The 13,986-nt window shown below is 70.3% G+C and carries 12 protein-coding genes; 8 read left to right on the top strand and 4 right to left on the bottom strand.

What is annotated here, in order from left to right; genetic code table 11:
- Positions 1-2: 2 nt before the first annotated feature.
- On the bottom strand, positions 3-626 hold the full coding sequence (locus ACIQAC_RS02040; protein WP_402186117.1) for a DUF3043 domain-containing protein: 624 nt from the start codon (positions 624-626) through the stop codon (positions 3-5).
- A 267-nt stretch (positions 627-893) separates the two neighbouring features.
- Here ACIQAC_RS02040 and ACIQAC_RS02035 point away from each other — a divergent pair, with 267 nt between their 5' ends.
- From ACIQAC_RS02035 to ACIQAC_RS02010, 6 genes are all read left to right on the top strand, one after another.
- On the top strand, positions 894-1,691 hold the full coding sequence (locus tag ACIQAC_RS02035) for a PspA/IM30 family protein (RefSeq protein ID WP_402186930.1): 798 nt from the start codon (positions 894-896) through the stop codon (positions 1,689-1,691).
- Positions 1,692-1,719: 28 nt separating this feature from the next.
- Entirely contained in the window at positions 1,720-1,998 is a 279-nt protein-coding gene (locus ACIQAC_RS02030) for a hypothetical protein (protein WP_402186116.1), read from the top strand.
- 213 nt (positions 1,999-2,211) lie between these two features.
- Complete coding sequence (locus ACIQAC_RS02025; RefSeq protein ID WP_402186115.1) at positions 2,212-3,441, top strand: sensor histidine kinase; 1,230 nt, start codon at positions 2,212-2,214, stop codon at positions 3,439-3,441.
- Positions 3,438-4,121: a response regulator gene (locus ACIQAC_RS02020; RefSeq protein WP_402186114.1), complete on the top strand. Its 684-nt coding sequence runs from the start codon at positions 3,438-3,440 to the stop codon at positions 4,119-4,121. Before ACIQAC_RS02025 ends, ACIQAC_RS02020 begins: the two co-directional genes overlap by 4 nt.
- A 153-nt stretch (positions 4,122-4,274) precedes the next feature.
- Positions 4,275-7,406, top strand: a complete 3,132-nt coding sequence (locus tag ACIQAC_RS02015; protein ID WP_402186113.1) for an efflux RND transporter permease subunit — start codon at positions 4,275-4,277, stop codon at positions 7,404-7,406.
- Between the two features lie 198 nt (positions 7,407-7,604).
- Complete coding sequence (locus tag ACIQAC_RS02010; RefSeq protein ID WP_402186111.1) at positions 7,605-8,723, top strand: lectin; 1,119 nt, start codon at positions 7,605-7,607, stop codon at positions 8,721-8,723.
- Positions 8,724-8,794: 71 nt separating this feature from the next.
- On the opposite strand, the gene nadA is transcribed toward ACIQAC_RS02010, so the two are convergent.
- Positions 8,795-9,979 carry a quinolinate synthase NadA gene (nadA, locus tag ACIQAC_RS02005; protein WP_402186110.1) on the bottom strand — a complete coding sequence of 395 codons (1,185 nt, stop codon included), beginning with the start codon at positions 9,977-9,979 and terminating at the stop codon, positions 8,795-8,797.
- 346 nt (positions 9,980-10,325) lie between these two features.
- Here nadA and ACIQAC_RS02000 point away from each other — a divergent pair, with 346 nt between their 5' ends.
- Positions 10,326-10,682 carry an iron-sulfur cluster assembly accessory protein gene (locus ACIQAC_RS02000; protein WP_402186109.1) on the top strand — a complete coding sequence of 119 codons (357 nt, stop codon included), beginning with the start codon at positions 10,326-10,328 and terminating at the stop codon, positions 10,680-10,682.
- Positions 10,683-10,764: 82 nt separating this feature from the next.
- On the opposite strand, the gene ACIQAC_RS01995 is transcribed toward ACIQAC_RS02000, so the two are convergent.
- Together ACIQAC_RS01995 and ACIQAC_RS01990 are read right to left on the bottom strand one after the other, a co-directional pair.
- Positions 10,765-12,438: a hypothetical protein gene (locus ACIQAC_RS01995; protein ID WP_402186108.1), complete on the bottom strand. Its 1,674-nt coding sequence runs from the start codon at positions 12,436-12,438 to the stop codon at positions 10,765-10,767.
- 187 nt (positions 12,439-12,625) lie between these two features.
- Positions 12,626-12,835 (bottom strand): hypothetical protein, encoded by a 210-nt coding sequence (locus ACIQAC_RS01990; protein WP_402186107.1) that lies wholly within the window; start codon positions 12,833-12,835, stop codon positions 12,626-12,628.
- A gap of 130 nt (positions 12,836-12,965) precedes the next feature.
- Between ACIQAC_RS01990 and ACIQAC_RS01985 the strand changes: the two genes are divergently transcribed.
- Positions 12,966-13,940 carry a carbohydrate kinase family protein gene (locus tag ACIQAC_RS01985; RefSeq protein WP_402186106.1) on the top strand — a complete coding sequence of 325 codons (975 nt, stop codon included), beginning with the start codon at positions 12,966-12,968 and terminating at the stop codon, positions 13,938-13,940.
- Positions 13,941-13,986 lie beyond the last annotated feature (46 nt).

Below are 13,986 nucleotides of genomic sequence, written 5' to 3'. Positions count from 1 at the left end.
GCTCAGGGCCGCTCTCCGCGCTTGACCTGCGGCTTGGGCAGCCGGAGCCGGCGCATCTGGAGCGAACGCATCAGGGCGTAGGCGACCGCGCCGCGCCGGTTCTCGTCGGGGAAGCGCGCGGTGAGCGCCTTCTTGATCCGGAAGCCGGTCAGGACGGAGTCGAGCACGATCAGCACGATCACCACGAGCCACAGCAGCAGCGCGATGCTCTGGAGCGAGCCCACGCGGACCATGCTGAGCACCAGGATGATCACGGCCATCGGCAGGAAGTACTCCGCGATGTTGAACCGCGAGTCGATGTAGTCCCGCGCGAAGCGGCGCACCGGGCCCTTGTCGCGGGCCGGGAGGTAGCGCTCGTCACCCCCCGCCAGCGCCTTTCGCTGCCGCTCCATCGCGGAACGGCGCTCCTCGCGCTGCCGCTTGGCGGCCTCCTTGCGCGTCGTCGGAGTGTTGGCGACGCTGCGGCGCTGGGACTGGGCCTCACTCCGCTTGGGAGTGGGCCTGCCCTTGGGGGCCTGCGGGTCACGGGTCAGCTTGGAGTCGGACGCCGCCTGCTCGGCTGCGGCCTTCTCGTCTTTGGCACGGCTACGGAACACAAAACCCAAGGGTAAGGGGTGCGGAGGCATGGACCCCAGTCCCGGGGGGAACGATCCCGCAACACCAGACGTCTGTAGGGGGACAGAGGGGACGTTGTGTACGCGTCCGGGCGGGGGTCTGCGGGTCGGACCCCGGGGACCACCTACTCCCTACGCCGGATCGGACGAGTACGCAGTCGTCCTTGGGGATGAGCGCATCCGTCCCCGAACAGTGCGTCAATGGAGGCAGGGCCCGTACTGTGGGTTCTGTCGCAGCAGCTGGAGCTGGAGTCCGTCAGAAGGGGGCGCGCGAAGCCCATGAGCGGTGTCATGAAGCGTATGGGGATGATCTTCCGCGCGAAGGCGAACAAGGCCCTTGACCGGGCCGAGGACCCGCGCGAAACCCTCGATTACTCGTACCAGAAGCAGCTGGAGCTGCTCCAGAAGGTCCGCCGCGGTGTCGCGGACGTGGCCACGTCGCGCAAGCGGCTGGAGTTGCAGCTCAACCAGCTTCAGTCGCAGTCGACCAAGCTGGAGGACCAGGGCCGCAAGGCGCTCGCGCTGGGCCGTGAGGACCTGGCCCGCGAGGCGCTCTCGCGCCGGGCCGCCCTCCAGCAGCAGGTCACCGACCTGGAGACACAGCACGCGACGCTCCAGGGCGAGGAGGAGAAGCTCACCCTGGCGGCCCAGCGGCTCCAGGCCAAGGTCGACGCCTTCCGTACGAAGAAGGAGACGATCAAGGCCACGTACACCGCGGCCCAGGCTCAGACCCGGATCGGGGAGGCGTTCTCCGGTATCTCCGAGGAGATGGGCGACGTCGGCCTCGCGATCCAGCGTGCCGAGGACAAGACGGCACAGCTCCAGGCCAGGGCCGGTGCCATCGACGAGCTGCTCGCCTCGGGCGCCCTCGACGACTCCTCCGGTCTCGCCAAGGACGACATCCAGTCCGAGCTGGATCGGCTCTCGGGTGGTACGGATGTAGAGCTGGAGCTTCAGCGCATGAAGGCGGAGCTCGCGGGCGGATCCTCGGCGGGCCAGCAGGCCATCGAGGGCGGCACCGGCCAGCCGCAGTCCCAGCAGCAGCCGAAGGACACCCCGAGGTTCGACAAGAGTTAAGACCCGGGCCCACGCCGAGGAGGGCGACATGATCGTACGGATCATGGGGGAGGGACAGGTGAGGCTGGCCGACAGCCACCTCACCGAACTCAACAAGCTGGACGACGAGCTCCTGGAAGAGATGGAGAACGGCGACGGCCCCGGCTTCCGAGCGACCCTGCACGCCCTTCTCGAGAAGGTCCGCGAACTGGGCAACCCCCTGCCCGACGACGCCCTGGAACCCTCGGACCTCATCCTCCCCTCCCCGGAGGCGACCCTGGACGAGGTCAGCGCCATGCTGAGCGACGACGGCCTGATCCCAGGCTGACCCAGTGAAACCCGCCGCCGGGCGGCACAACCACACCCGCCCGACCGCACTGCCGGACGCCGTTCCGCACAATCCAGCCGCTCCGGGGGCAGTGCCGGCCGCCGGTCCGCATATTTCAGCCTGTCCGGCGTTTGAGGACGAGGCCCGTTCAGGGCCGAAGCGGGGGCCCGGGGGCGGCAGCCCCCGCACCCACCCCGGCTACGGTGGACCACCGTGACCCCCCTCGACCGCGCCCGAGACGGCGTCAAGGCCCACCCCCTCGCCCTCGACGCGGCACTGGCGGCAGGCGTACTGCTCGCCATGATCGCCGGCTCCTTCGCCGACCCGCACGGCAAACACGGCGTCGGCTGGGGCATCCGCACCCCCGGCGCCCTCAGCCTCGTCCTCATGACCCTCGGCGCCGCCGCGCTGATCCTCCGCCGCCGCGCCCCCATGGCCGTCCTCGCCGCCACCTGCGTCTTCTCCGTCGCGGAGAACATCACCGGCGCCGACCCCCGCGCCCCCGTCGCGATGGCCGTCGTGGTCGCCCTCTACACCGTCGCCGCCGGCACCGACCGCCACACCACCTGGCGGATCGCCCTGCTCACCACGGTCGTGCTGGCCGGCAGCGCGATGCTCGCGGGCCCCCTGCCCTGGTACGCCCAGGAGAACCTCGGCCTCGTCGCCTGGGCCGGCATCGGCGCCTGCGCCGGCGACGCCGTCCGCAGCCGCCGCGCCTTCGTCCACGCCATCCGCGAGCGCGCCGACCGCGCCGAACGCACCCGCGAGGAGGAGGCCCGCCGCCGCGTCGCCGAGGAGCGGCTGCGGATCGCGCGCGACCTGCACGACGTGGTCGCCCACCACATCGCGCTCGTCAACGTGCAGGCCGGCGTCGCCGCCCACGTCATGGACAAGCGGCCCGACCAGGCCAAGGAGGCGCTGGCACACGTACGCGAAGCCAGCCGCTCGGCGCTCAGCGAACTGCGCGCCACCGTGGGTCTGCTGCGCCAGTCCGACGACCCGGAGGCCCCCACCGAACCGGCCCCCGGCCTCGACCTGCTCGACACACTCGTCGGCACCTTCCGCAGCGCGGGCCTGCATGTCGAGGTGGTCGTCGAGAACGGCACACCGCTCCCGGCCGCCGTCGACCTCGCCGCGTACCGGGTCATCCAGGAGGCCCTCACCAACGTACAGAAGCACGCCGGCACGGAGGCCAAGGCCGAGGTGAGCGTCGTACGGGTGGGCCCCAACGTCGAGATCAGCGTGCTCGACAACGGCCCCGGCGACGACGACACCCCCACCCCCGGCGGCGGCCACGGACTGCTCGGCATGCGCGAGCGGGTCTCCGCCGTGGGCGGCGCCCTGACCACCGGACCCCGCTACGGCGGCGGGTTCCGGGTGCATGCGATCCTGCCGGTCAAGGCACAACCGCCTGCCAAGGGAAGTCCGAGGGACACCGCATGACCATCCGCGTCCTGCTCGCCGACGACCAGGCGCTGCTGCGCAGCGCGTTCCGAGTGCTCGTCGACTCCGAGCCGGACATGGAGGTCGTCGGCGAGGCCTCCGACGGCGCCGAGGCGGTGCGGCTCGCGAAGGAGGAGCGCGCCGACGTCGTCCTGATGGACATCCGGATGCCCGGTACCGACGGTCTGGCGGCGACCCGCATGATCAGCGCCGATCCCACGCTCGCGCACGTCCGGGTGGTCATCCTGACCACGTTCGAGGTCGACGACTACGTGGTGCAGTCGCTGCGGGCCGGCGCCTCCGGCTTTCTCGGCAAGGGCTCCGAGCCGGACGAGCTGCTGAGCGCGATCCGGGTCGCCGCGGGCGGCGAGGCGCTGCTCTCCCCGGCGGCCACCAAGGGACTGATCGCCCGCTTCCTCGCCCAGGGCGACGGGGCCGGCGGCGACCACGACCCGGCCCGCTCCGAGCGGCTCGACGCGCTCACCGGGCGGGAGCGCGAGGTGCTGGTGCAGGTGGCCGGCGGCCACTCCAACGACGAGATCGCCGAGCGTCTCGAAGTCAGCCCGCTGACCGTGAAGACCCATGTCAACCGGGCCATGGCCAAGCTGGGCGCGCGCGACCGGGCGCAGCTCGTCGTGATCGCCTACGAGTCGGGCCTGGTACGTCCAAGGGTGGAGTGACCTCAACCCGCCTGTACTCCACCCGCAGTATGCGCGGCATAAGGAAATGGACCTGGGGGCGACGGCCCGGGTGTCATGGATGGCTCAGGGTGTTGGGGTGGGCGCTCACGGCGCCCTTTCTCCGCTCCGGCCACTGAAGAGAGACGCTCACCCATGTCCTGGCTGTCCAGATTCAGCCTCGCGCAACGGGCCCTGATAGGGCTGATGTCGATCATTGCGCTCGCCTTCGGGGCGATCGCGATCCCCCAGCTCAAGCAGCAGCTGCTGCCCACCATCGAACTGCCCGTGGTGTCGGTGATCGCACCGTTCCAGGGCGCGTCCCCGGACGTGGTCGAGAAGCAGGTCGTCGAGCCCATCGAGGACAACCTCGAGGCCGTCGACAGCATCACCGGCGTCACCTCCACCGCCAGCGAGGGCAACGCCGTGATCATGGCGTCCTTCGACTACGGCATCGACACCAAGCAACTCGTCGCGGATGTCCAGCAGGCCGTCAACCGGGCCCGCGTGGAACTCCCGGACGACGTGGACCCGCAGGTCGTCGCCGGTTCCACGGACGACATACCCAGCGTGGTCCTCGCCGTGACCTCGGACGAGGACCAGCAGGCCCTGGCGGACCGGCTCGACCGGACCGTCGTACCGGATCTCGAGGACATCGACGGGGTCGGCCAGGTCACCGTCGACGGTGTCCGTGACCTCCAGGTCGCGGTCACCCCGGACAACGCCGAACTGGCCGACGCGGGTCTGACCACCCAGGCGCTGGCCCAGGCCCTCCAGGCGGGCGGCGCCACCGTGCCGGCCGGTTCCTTCGACGAGGGCGGCGCCAACCGCACCGTCCAGGTCGGCGGCGGCTTCACCTCGCTCAAGCAGATCGAGGACCTGATGGTCGCCGGGGAGCCCGGCGGAAAGCCGGTCCGCCTCGGTGACGTGGCCACGGTCGCGCAGCAGCCGGCCACGGCCGACTCCATCACCCGCACCGACGGGAAGCCCAGTCTCGCGGTCGCGCTGACCATGGACCACGACGGCAGCGCGGTCGCCATCTCCAACGCGGTCGAGGACCAGCTGCCCGACCTGCGCAAGGACCTCGGTTCCGGCGCCACCGTCACGGTCGTCAGCGACCAGGGCCCGGCCGTCTCGAAGTCCATCTCGGGCCTGACCACCGAGGGCGCCCTCGGTCTGCTCTTCGCGGTCCTGGTGATCCTGGTCTTCCTGGCCTCGATCCGCTCGACCCTGGTCACCGCGGTCAGCATCCCGCTGTCCGTCGTGCTCGCCCTGATCGTGCTGTGGACGCGCGACCTGTCGCTCAACATGCTGACGCTGGGCGCCCTGACCATCGCGATCGGCCGGGTCGTCGACGACTCGATCGTGGTCCTGGAGAACATCAAACGGCACCTCGGCTACGGCGAGGAGCGCGAGCCCGCGATCCTCAACGCCGTGCGCGAGGTGGCCGGCGCGGTCACCGCGTCGACGCTCACCACGGTCGCCGTGTTCCTGCCGATCGGTCTGGTCGGCGGCATGGTGGGCGAGCTGTTCGGCTCGTTCAGCCTGACCGTCACCGCCGCCCTGCTGGCCTCGCTCCTGGTCTCCCTGACCGTCGTACCGGTGCTGTCGTACTGGTTCCTGCGCGCCCCCAAGGGCACGCCGGAGGACGCCGAGGAGGCCCGTCGCCGGGCCGAGGAGAAGGAGGAGAAGAGCCGTCTCCAGCGGATCTACGTCCCCGTCCTCCGGTTCGCCACGCGTCGCCGGCTGACCAGTGTGGTGCTCGCCCTCGTGGTCCTCGTCGGCACCTTCGGCATGGCGCCGCTGCTGAAGACGAACTTCTTCGACCAGGGCGAGCAGGAAGTCCTCAGCATCAAGCAGGAGCTGGACCCGGGCACCAGCCTCGCGTCCACCGACGCGCAGGCCAAGAAGGTCGAGAAGCTGCTCGGCGGCATCGAGGGCGTCAAGGACTACCAGGTCACCATCGGCTCGTCCGGCTTCGCGGCGGCGTTCGGCGGTGGCACCGACACCAACCAGGCGTCGTACACCGTCATGCTGGAGGACTCGGCGTCGTACGAGGACGTCGAGGACCGGATCGACGCCGGTCTGGCGAAGCTCGACGGCATCGGCACCACGACCATCGCCGCCGGTGACGGCTTCGGCTCCCAGGACCTCAGCGTGGTCGTGAAGGCGGCCGACGCGGACGTCCTGCGCACCGCCGCGACCGAGGTCCGCGACGCGGTCGCGAAGCTCGACGACGTCACCGACGTCACCAGCGACCTGGCGCAGAGCGTGCCGCGCATCTCGGTGCGGGCCAACGCCGAGGCGGCCGCGGCCGGGTTCGACGACCAGACGCTGGGCGCGGCCGTCACCCAGGCGGTCCGCGGCACCACCGCGGGCGAGGCGACCCTGGACGACACCGAGCGCGACATCGTCATCAAGTCGGCGCGGCCCGCGCAGACGCTGGCGCAGCTGCGGGCCCTGCCCCTGGGCGCGGTGAAGCTCGGTGACATCGCGAGCGTCGACCTGGTCGACGGTCCGGTCTCCATGACCCGGATCGACGGCCAGCGCTCGGCGACCGTCACCGCCAAGCCGACCGGCGACAACACCGGTGCGGTCAGCGCGGATCTACAGACCGCGATCAACGACCTGGACCTGCCGGAGGGCGCCACGGCCGAGATCGGCGGTGTCACCGCGGACCAGGACGACGCGTTCGCCAACCTGGCCCTGGCGATGCTGGCGGCGATCGCGATCGTCTTCATGCTGCTGGTCGCGACGTTCCGTTCGCTGGTGCAGCCGCTGATCCTGCTGGTGTCGATCCCGTTCGCGGCGACCGGCGCGATCGGCCTGCTGATCCTCACGGGCACCCCGATGGGCGTCCCGGCGATGATCGGCATGCTGATGCTGATCGGCATCGTCGTCACCAACGCGATTGTGCTGATCGACCTCATCAACCAGTACCGCAGACAGGGTTACGGCGTGGTCGAGGCCGTGGTCGAGGGTGGCCGGCACCGGCTGCGCCCGATCCTGATGACGGCCCTGGCGACGATCTTCGCCCTGCTTCCGATGGCCCTGGGCATCACCGGCGAGGGCGGCTTCATCGCCCAGCCGCTGGCGGTGGTCGTCATCGGCGGTCTGGTCACGTCGACCCTGCTGACCCTGCTCCTCGTCCCGACGCTCTACGCGATGTTCGAGCTCCGCAAGGAGCGCCGCGCGAAGAAGCGGGCGGCGAAGCGGGCGAAGAAGGACGGTACGGGCGGTACGCCCCCGGTCGCCGAGGACAAGTCCCCGGAGCCTGCCGGAGTCTGACGTTCCACTTCTCACGGGCCCCCGCCCCGGCGTCGAAAAGCGCCAGGGTGGGGGCCTTTTCTTCACTTGGTCCACACCAATCTTCTTCTGGTCTACACCAAAGTCTTGACGTCGGTTAGCTCACGCCTTAAAAGAAGCGGTGAGGGTTCTCAACGCCTCAACCTCTTCCCCCACTTCGTCATCGACGAAAGGCTTCGCATGGGCTTCAAGACGCGCTGGAGACGTACGGCACTCGCGGCGGTCGGCACCCTGACGGTGGCCCTCCTGAGCGTGCTGCCCGTACAGCCCGCGGCGGCCGCCACCGGCCAGATCAGCGGACTGGCCGGCAAGTGCATCGACGTGGCCGGCGCGAGCAGCGCCAACGGCACGGCCGTCCAGCTCTACGACTGCAACGGCACGGGCGCCCAGCAGTGGAACGTCGGTACCGACGGCACGATCCGGGCACTCGGCAAGTGTCTGGACGTGGCCGGCAACTCGACCGCGGACGGCGCCCAGTTGCAGCTCTGGGACTGTAGCGGCGGCGCCAACCAGCGCTGGGCCGTCTCGGCCGCCCGGGACATCGTGAACCCCCAGGCCAACAAGTGCATCGACGTGCCCAGCGCCAACTCGGCCAACGGCACCCGGCTCCAGATCTGGACCTGCAACGGCACCTCCGCCCAGAAGTGGACGGCCCCCTCGGGCGGCCCGAGCCAGCCGAGCGGATTCGTCGTCAGTGAGGCCCAGTTCAACCAGATGTTCCCGGGCCGGAACTCCTTCTACACCTACAGCGGCCTGACCGCCGCGCTCAGTTCCTACCCGGCGTTCGCCAACTCCGGCAGCGACACGGTCAAGCGCCAGGAGGCCGCGGCCTTCCTCGCCAACGTCAACCACGAGACCGGCGGTCTGGTCCACATCGTGGAGCAGAACACGGCCAACTACCCCCACTACTGCGACTGGGGCCAGTCCTACGGCTGCCCGGCCGGCCAGGCCGCCTACTACGGTCGCGGTCCCATCCAGCTCAGCTGGAACTTCAACTACAAGGCGGCCGGTGACGCCCTCGGCATCGACCTGCTCAACAACCCCTGGCTGGTCCAGAACGACCCGGCGGTCGCCTGGCGCACCGGCCTCTGGTACTGGAACACCCAGAACGGTCCCGGCTCCATGACCCCGCACAACGCCATGGTCAACGGCGCCGGCTTCGGCCAGACCATCCGCTCCATCAACGGCTCCCTGGAGTGCGACGGCCGCAACCCGGCCCAGGTGCAGAGCCGCGTCGACGCCTACCAGCGCTTCGCCGGCATCCTCGGCGTCTCGCCGGGCGCCAACCTCTACTGCTGACCCGGCCCACGCACACAGGGGTGCCCCTCGTCACGAGGGGCACCCCTGTGTCGTATCCGCCCGGGGACCGGCTACGGCAGCGCCAGCATCCGCTCCAGCGCCAGCTTCGCGAACGCCTCGGTCTCCTTGTCGACCTCGATGCGGTTGACCAGGTTGCCCTCGGCGAGCGACTCCAGCGCCCACACCAGGTGCGGCAGGTCGATCCGGTTCATGGTCGAGCAGAAGCAGACCGTCTTGTCGAGGAAGACGATCTCCTTGCCCTCGGGCGCGAAACGGTTCGCCAGCCGGCGGACCAGGTTCAGCTCGGTCCCGATCGCCCACTTCGAGCCGGCCGGGGCCGCCTCCAGGGCCTTGATGATGTACTCCGTCGAGCCGACGTGGTCCGCGGCCGCGACGACCTCGTGCCGGCACTCGGGGTGCACCAGGACGTTGACCCCCGGGATGCGCTCGCGCACGTCGTTCACCGAGTCCAGGCTGAAGCGGCCGTGCACCGAGCAGTGACCGCGCCACAGGATCATCTTCGCGGCCCGCAGCTCCTCGGCGGTCAGCCCGCCGTTCGGCTTGTGCGGGTTGTACAGGACACAGTCCTCCAGGGACATGCCCATCTCCCGTACGGCCGTGTTGCGGCCGAGGTGCTGGTCGGGGAGGAAGAGCACCTTCTCGCCCTGCTCGAACGCCCAGTCGAGCGCGCGTTTCGCGTTGGACGAGGTGCAGATCGTGCCGCCGTGCTTGCCGGTGAACGCCTTGATGTCGGCGGACGAGTTCATGTACGACACCGGCACGACCTGCTCGGATATGCCCGCGTCGGTCAGCACGTCCCAGCACTCGGCGACCTGCTCGGCCGTTGCCATGTCGGCCATCGAGCAGCCGGCCGCGAGATCCGGCAGGACCACCTTCTGGTCGTCGGAGGTGAGGATGTCGGCGGACTCCGCCATGAAGTGCACACCGCAGAACACGATGTACTCGGCCTCCGGCCGCGCCGCCGCGTCCCGGGCCAGCTTGAACGAGTCACCGGTGACGTCGGCGAACTGGATGACCTCGTCCCGCTGGTAGTGGTGGCCGAGCACGAACACCTTGTCGCCGAGCTTCTCCTTGGCCGCGCGGGCCCGCTCGACCAGGTCCGGGTCGGACGGCGAGGGCAGGTCACCGGGACACTCGACGCCGCGCTCGCTCCTCGGGTCGGCCTCGCGGCCGAGGAGCAGCAGGGCGAGCGGGCTCGGCTGTACGTCGAGCTCCGGGGTCTGGGCGGTGGTCACGACACACACCCTTTCTGTTCTGCGGCTCGTCGGCCCGGAGTGCCGGTCCGACGGGACAAGAGGGACATCATGATGCGACTTCTCGTCGGTTTGACGCTATCTATCATAGCTCCTTCACGTCACTTTGACGATGCCGATAGCGTCGATGTGACGTGAATCCTGGTCGGTCGCGGGCCCGCTCCAGGCGGCGTCCACGGAGGCGTTTTCCGCTCCAGGCCGCGTGTGCGAGCATGAAGGGGGAACGGCAAAGAAACGAAAAGACGAGCGGCCGGCCCGGAATGAATCAGCGGCTCCGCCGGTTGCAATCGTCGGCAAGCAGTCTCCGTACAACCCGGGAGAGATGTAGATGTCCGTATCGGACGAGACCAGCACCGTCACCGACGGCATCAACCTGTCCGACGCCGCCGCGGCGAAGGTCAAGGCCCTGCTCGACCAGGAAGGCCGCGACGACCTGGCCCTGCGTGTCGCCGTACAGCCCGGCGGCTGCTCCGGCCTGCGCTACCAGCTCTTCTTCGACGAGCGTTCCCTCGACGGCGATGTCGTCAAGGACTTCGGTGGCGTCAAGGTCGTCACCGACCGGATGAGCGCCCCGTACCTGGGCGGCGCCTCCATCGACTTCGTGGACACCATCGAGAAGCAGGGCTTCACGATCGACAACCCGAACGCGACGGGCTCCTGCGCCTGCGGTGACTCCTTCAACTAAGGCTCACCGAACACGCTCACCGAAGACATGTGAAGGCGGCGGCCCCCTTACCGGGGCCGCCGCCTTCATGTGTTCCGGGCGCCTACTCCGGCAGCCGCGCCCCCGGCTTCTCCAGCGGTACGGCCCTGCTGTCCGTGCCGACCACCTTGCGGGCGCCGAGCGGCTCGTCCAGCTGCACGGTCCGGTGATGCACCTTGGCGATCTGGATGCAGATCTCACCCGGCTGCGAGGTCTCGGTGACCGTCACGGCCACCCGGTCGCCGCTCTCGTCGACGGTCGCCTCGTAGTCCGCGCACACCCCGCCCGTGAAGGCCACGGTCAGCTCCCGGCCCTCGGCGGTGTAGCCCTGCACGTCGACATCGCGGACGATCGGGGCCGCCGTCGACTTGTCGCCGGGCCCGGTCGGCCGCGGGCTCGGCTGCGTGGGCGCCGTCGAGGGCGCGGCCGGGGCCAGGTACTTCGGGTCGACCGCCGGATGCGTCACCGTGAAGGAGTCCTGCGCGCCCGGCGCCCGTACCTCGAACAGCCAGGACGGCACCAGCGTCTGGCGGGCCTCCACATAGTGCGGGGCCAGCCCGAACACCGCGTTCTCGACGGTGATCGTCTCCGGCTTCGGCGGCGCCACCGACGTCTCGCACGACGACGACTCCGGCTGCCCCTCCAGCGGTACGGGCTCGGCACAGCCGCCGATCCCCACACCGCCGCCCGAGGGGGACGCGTTCAGCTGCTCCAGCGTCCGCTCCGCACTCAGCACGGGATACGTGGCGCCCTTGGTCTGCGCCTTCAGCTGCCCGCTTCCGTTGACCAGCTCGCCCTGTCCGCTCACCGCCAGATGCGTGGTCCAGCCGTACGTCGGCAGCCCGTCCACCCGCGGTTCCGCGTTCACCATCCGCTGGGCGCCCACCACCTGGCCCGCGTCCACCTTGGCGTCGTCCTGGCCCACGGCCTTGAGCACGGGCGCCGCGGCCTCGGTGGCGTCGCCCTCGCTCACGGGGTCGCCGGCCGGACTCACCGGAGGCTTCACGCACTTGGCGGGGCTCTGGCAGTCGTCGGTGCCGGGCGCGTACCGCGTGAAGGTCCAGGTGCCCGGCGCCTGCCGGTTCACCCGGAGGGTCGGGCCCTGTCCGTCCTGGCCGCCGATCCGCCAGGCATCGCCCTCCGTGACCGGCTTCCCGGTCATCCCGAGCGCCTCCGCGAGCCGGACCACGTCCGCCTCGCTGACCTCGCCCTTCGCGGTGTACACGGCGGCCGAACGGGGGCCCTGCGGCAGCTCGCCGTCGGCCCGGTACACACTGCCGTTCGGGTCCGGCTCGCCCGGCAGGATCCCCTCCCGCTCCGCGTAGCCGTCGAGGGCGAGCGGCGGGGGAGTGGTGCCACCGTCGGGCGCCCCGGCCTCGGCGCCACCGCCGTCGCCGCCACCCGAGGCGGAGGTGGCGAGAAACGCCCCGCCCCCACCGACCAGCAGCACGGCCGCCGCGGCGACGGAGGCGATGAGCACGGGGGAGCGGCGACGGGCCGCGGGCAAGGGCTCTTCGCGGGCATCCGAGAGGTCGGAGTCGCCGGCCTCCGTAGTCGCTTCTGCTTCTACCGCTGCTTCTGCTTCTGCCGCCGCCTCGGTTTCCGCCTCGGTCTCCGCCCCGGTTCCTGCTTCGGCTTCCGCCTTCGCGTTGGTGTCCGCGGCCCCGACCTCGGCGTCGTCCCGTCCGACGGCGTCCTCGTCGGGGTTGTCGGGTGTGTCGGGTCGCTCGGTGTTCACCGCATCGCTCCTTCGGCCGCACAGCTGTCCCGGATGACCCGGCCCTGTCAATGACAGGCTGCTGGAGGGTCGTATGCCATATCCCCCCTACAGGGGACGCCGATGGGACGCGGCGGGGGAGCGCATGGTTCCCCGGCGGGCGCCGGACCGCCCGCCGGGACTACCTTTTCGGCCGCTGTGAGCCGGTTCAGTCGCCGTAGTCCGACATGGCGTCCAGCATCCTGGCCGACTTCGGCGGCACGGTCACGCCGTGGATGTGGGACGGCGGGACGGGAAGCACCGCGGCCCGGTCCGGTACCGCCCAGTGCACGGCCATCCGGGCACAGTCACCGCGCAGCGACGCGAGGCCGCCTTCGAGGTCGGCCGGGGCGGGGGCGTGGACGTCGAGGTTCGTCATACGGCACCGTAGGCACGTCGGGGCCCGCGAAGAAAGATCTACTATCGGGTAGTTTTGGCGGCTTCAGAGTCGCCCTCGCGACCCGGTAGCGTTGGGTTTCAATTCCCGTCCACCCAGGAGCGTTCACGCCGTGCGCATCGCAGTCACCGGCTCCATCGCCACTGACCACCTCATGACCTTCCCCGGCCGCTTCGCCGACCAGCTCGTCGCGGACCAGCTGCACACGGTCTCGCTGTCGTTCCTGGTCGACAAACTCGATGTCCGCCGCGGCGGGGTCGGCGCCAACATCGCCTTCGGCATGGGCCAGCTCGGCACCTCGCCGGTGCTGGTCGGCGCCGCCGGCTCCGACTTCGACGAGTACCGCGCCTGGCTGGACCGGCACGGCGTCGACACCGAGTCCGTCCGGATCTCCGAGACCCTGCACACCGCCCGCTTCGTGTGCACCAACGACGCCGACCACAACCAGATCGGCTCCTTCTACACGGGCGCCATGAGCGAGGCCCGGCTGATCGAGCTGAAGACGGTCGCGGACCGGGTCGGCGGACTCGACCTCGTGCTGATCGGCGCGGACGACCCGGAGGCGATGCTCCGGCACACCGAGGAGTGCCGCTCGCGGTCCATCCCGTTCGGCGCGGACTTCTCCCAGCAGATCGCCCGGATGAACGGCGACGACATCCGGACCCTGATGGACGGTGCCACGTACCTCTTCTCCAACGAGTACGAGAAGGGGCTCATCGAGTCCAAGACCGGCTGGTCGGACGAGGAGATCCTGGGCAAGGTCGGCCACCGCGTCACCACCCTCGGCGCGCGCGGTGTCCGTATCGAGACGGCCGGCGAGGAGACGATCGAGGTCGGCTGCCCGGAGGAGGAGGCCAAGGTCGAGCCCACGGGTGTCGGCGACGCCTTCCGCGCGGGGTTCCTGTCCGGTCTCGTCTGGGGGGTCTCGCACGAGCGTGCCGCGCAGGTCGGCTGCATGCTGGCGACGCTGGTCATCGAGACGGTGGGTACGCAGGAGTACAGCCTGCGGCGGGCGAACTTCCTGGAGCGGTTCACCAAGGCGTACGGGGACGCTGCCGCTGAGGAGGTCCGGGGGCATCTGGGCTGAGGGGCCCCTTGTCGGGTGCGGGTGTGTGGGGGCTGGTCGCGCACAC

Origin of the sequence: Streptomyces sp. NPDC088387, from assembly GCF_044753385.1 — a bacterium.
Classification (GTDB): domain Bacteria; phylum Actinomycetota; class Actinomycetes; order Streptomycetales; family Streptomycetaceae; genus Streptomyces.
The sequence above is the reverse complement of the archived record's forward strand: the minus strand, read 5'-3'. Positions and strand labels throughout refer to the sequence as shown.

Bases quoted from the DNA above. Each gene is read 5' to 3' on its own strand.
- ACIQAC_RS02040 (WP_402186117.1), bottom strand. From the start codon at position 626: ATGCCTCCGCACCCCTTACCCTTGGGTTTTGTGTTCCGTAGCCGTGCC.
- ACIQAC_RS02035 (WP_402186930.1), top strand. From the start codon at position 894: ATGAGCGGTGTCATGAAGCGTATGGGGATGATCTTCCGCGCGAAGGCG.
- ACIQAC_RS02030 (WP_402186116.1), top strand. From the start codon at position 1,720: ATGATCGTACGGATCATGGGGGAGGGACAGGTGAGGCTGGCCGACAGC.
- ACIQAC_RS02020 (WP_402186114.1), top strand. From the start codon at position 3,438: ATGACCATCCGCGTCCTGCTCGCCGACGACCAGGCGCTGCTGCGCAGC.
- ACIQAC_RS02015 (WP_402186113.1), top strand. From the start codon at position 4,275: ATGTCCTGGCTGTCCAGATTCAGCCTCGCGCAACGGGCCCTGATAGGG.
- ACIQAC_RS02010 (WP_402186111.1), top strand. From the start codon at position 7,605: ATGGGCTTCAAGACGCGCTGGAGACGTACGGCACTCGCGGCGGTCGGC.
- ACIQAC_RS02000 (WP_402186109.1), top strand. From the start codon at position 10,326: ATGTCCGTATCGGACGAGACCAGCACCGTCACCGACGGCATCAACCTG.
- ACIQAC_RS01990 (WP_402186107.1), bottom strand. From the start codon at position 12,835: ATGACGAACCTCGACGTCCACGCCCCCGCCCCGGCCGACCTCGAAGGC.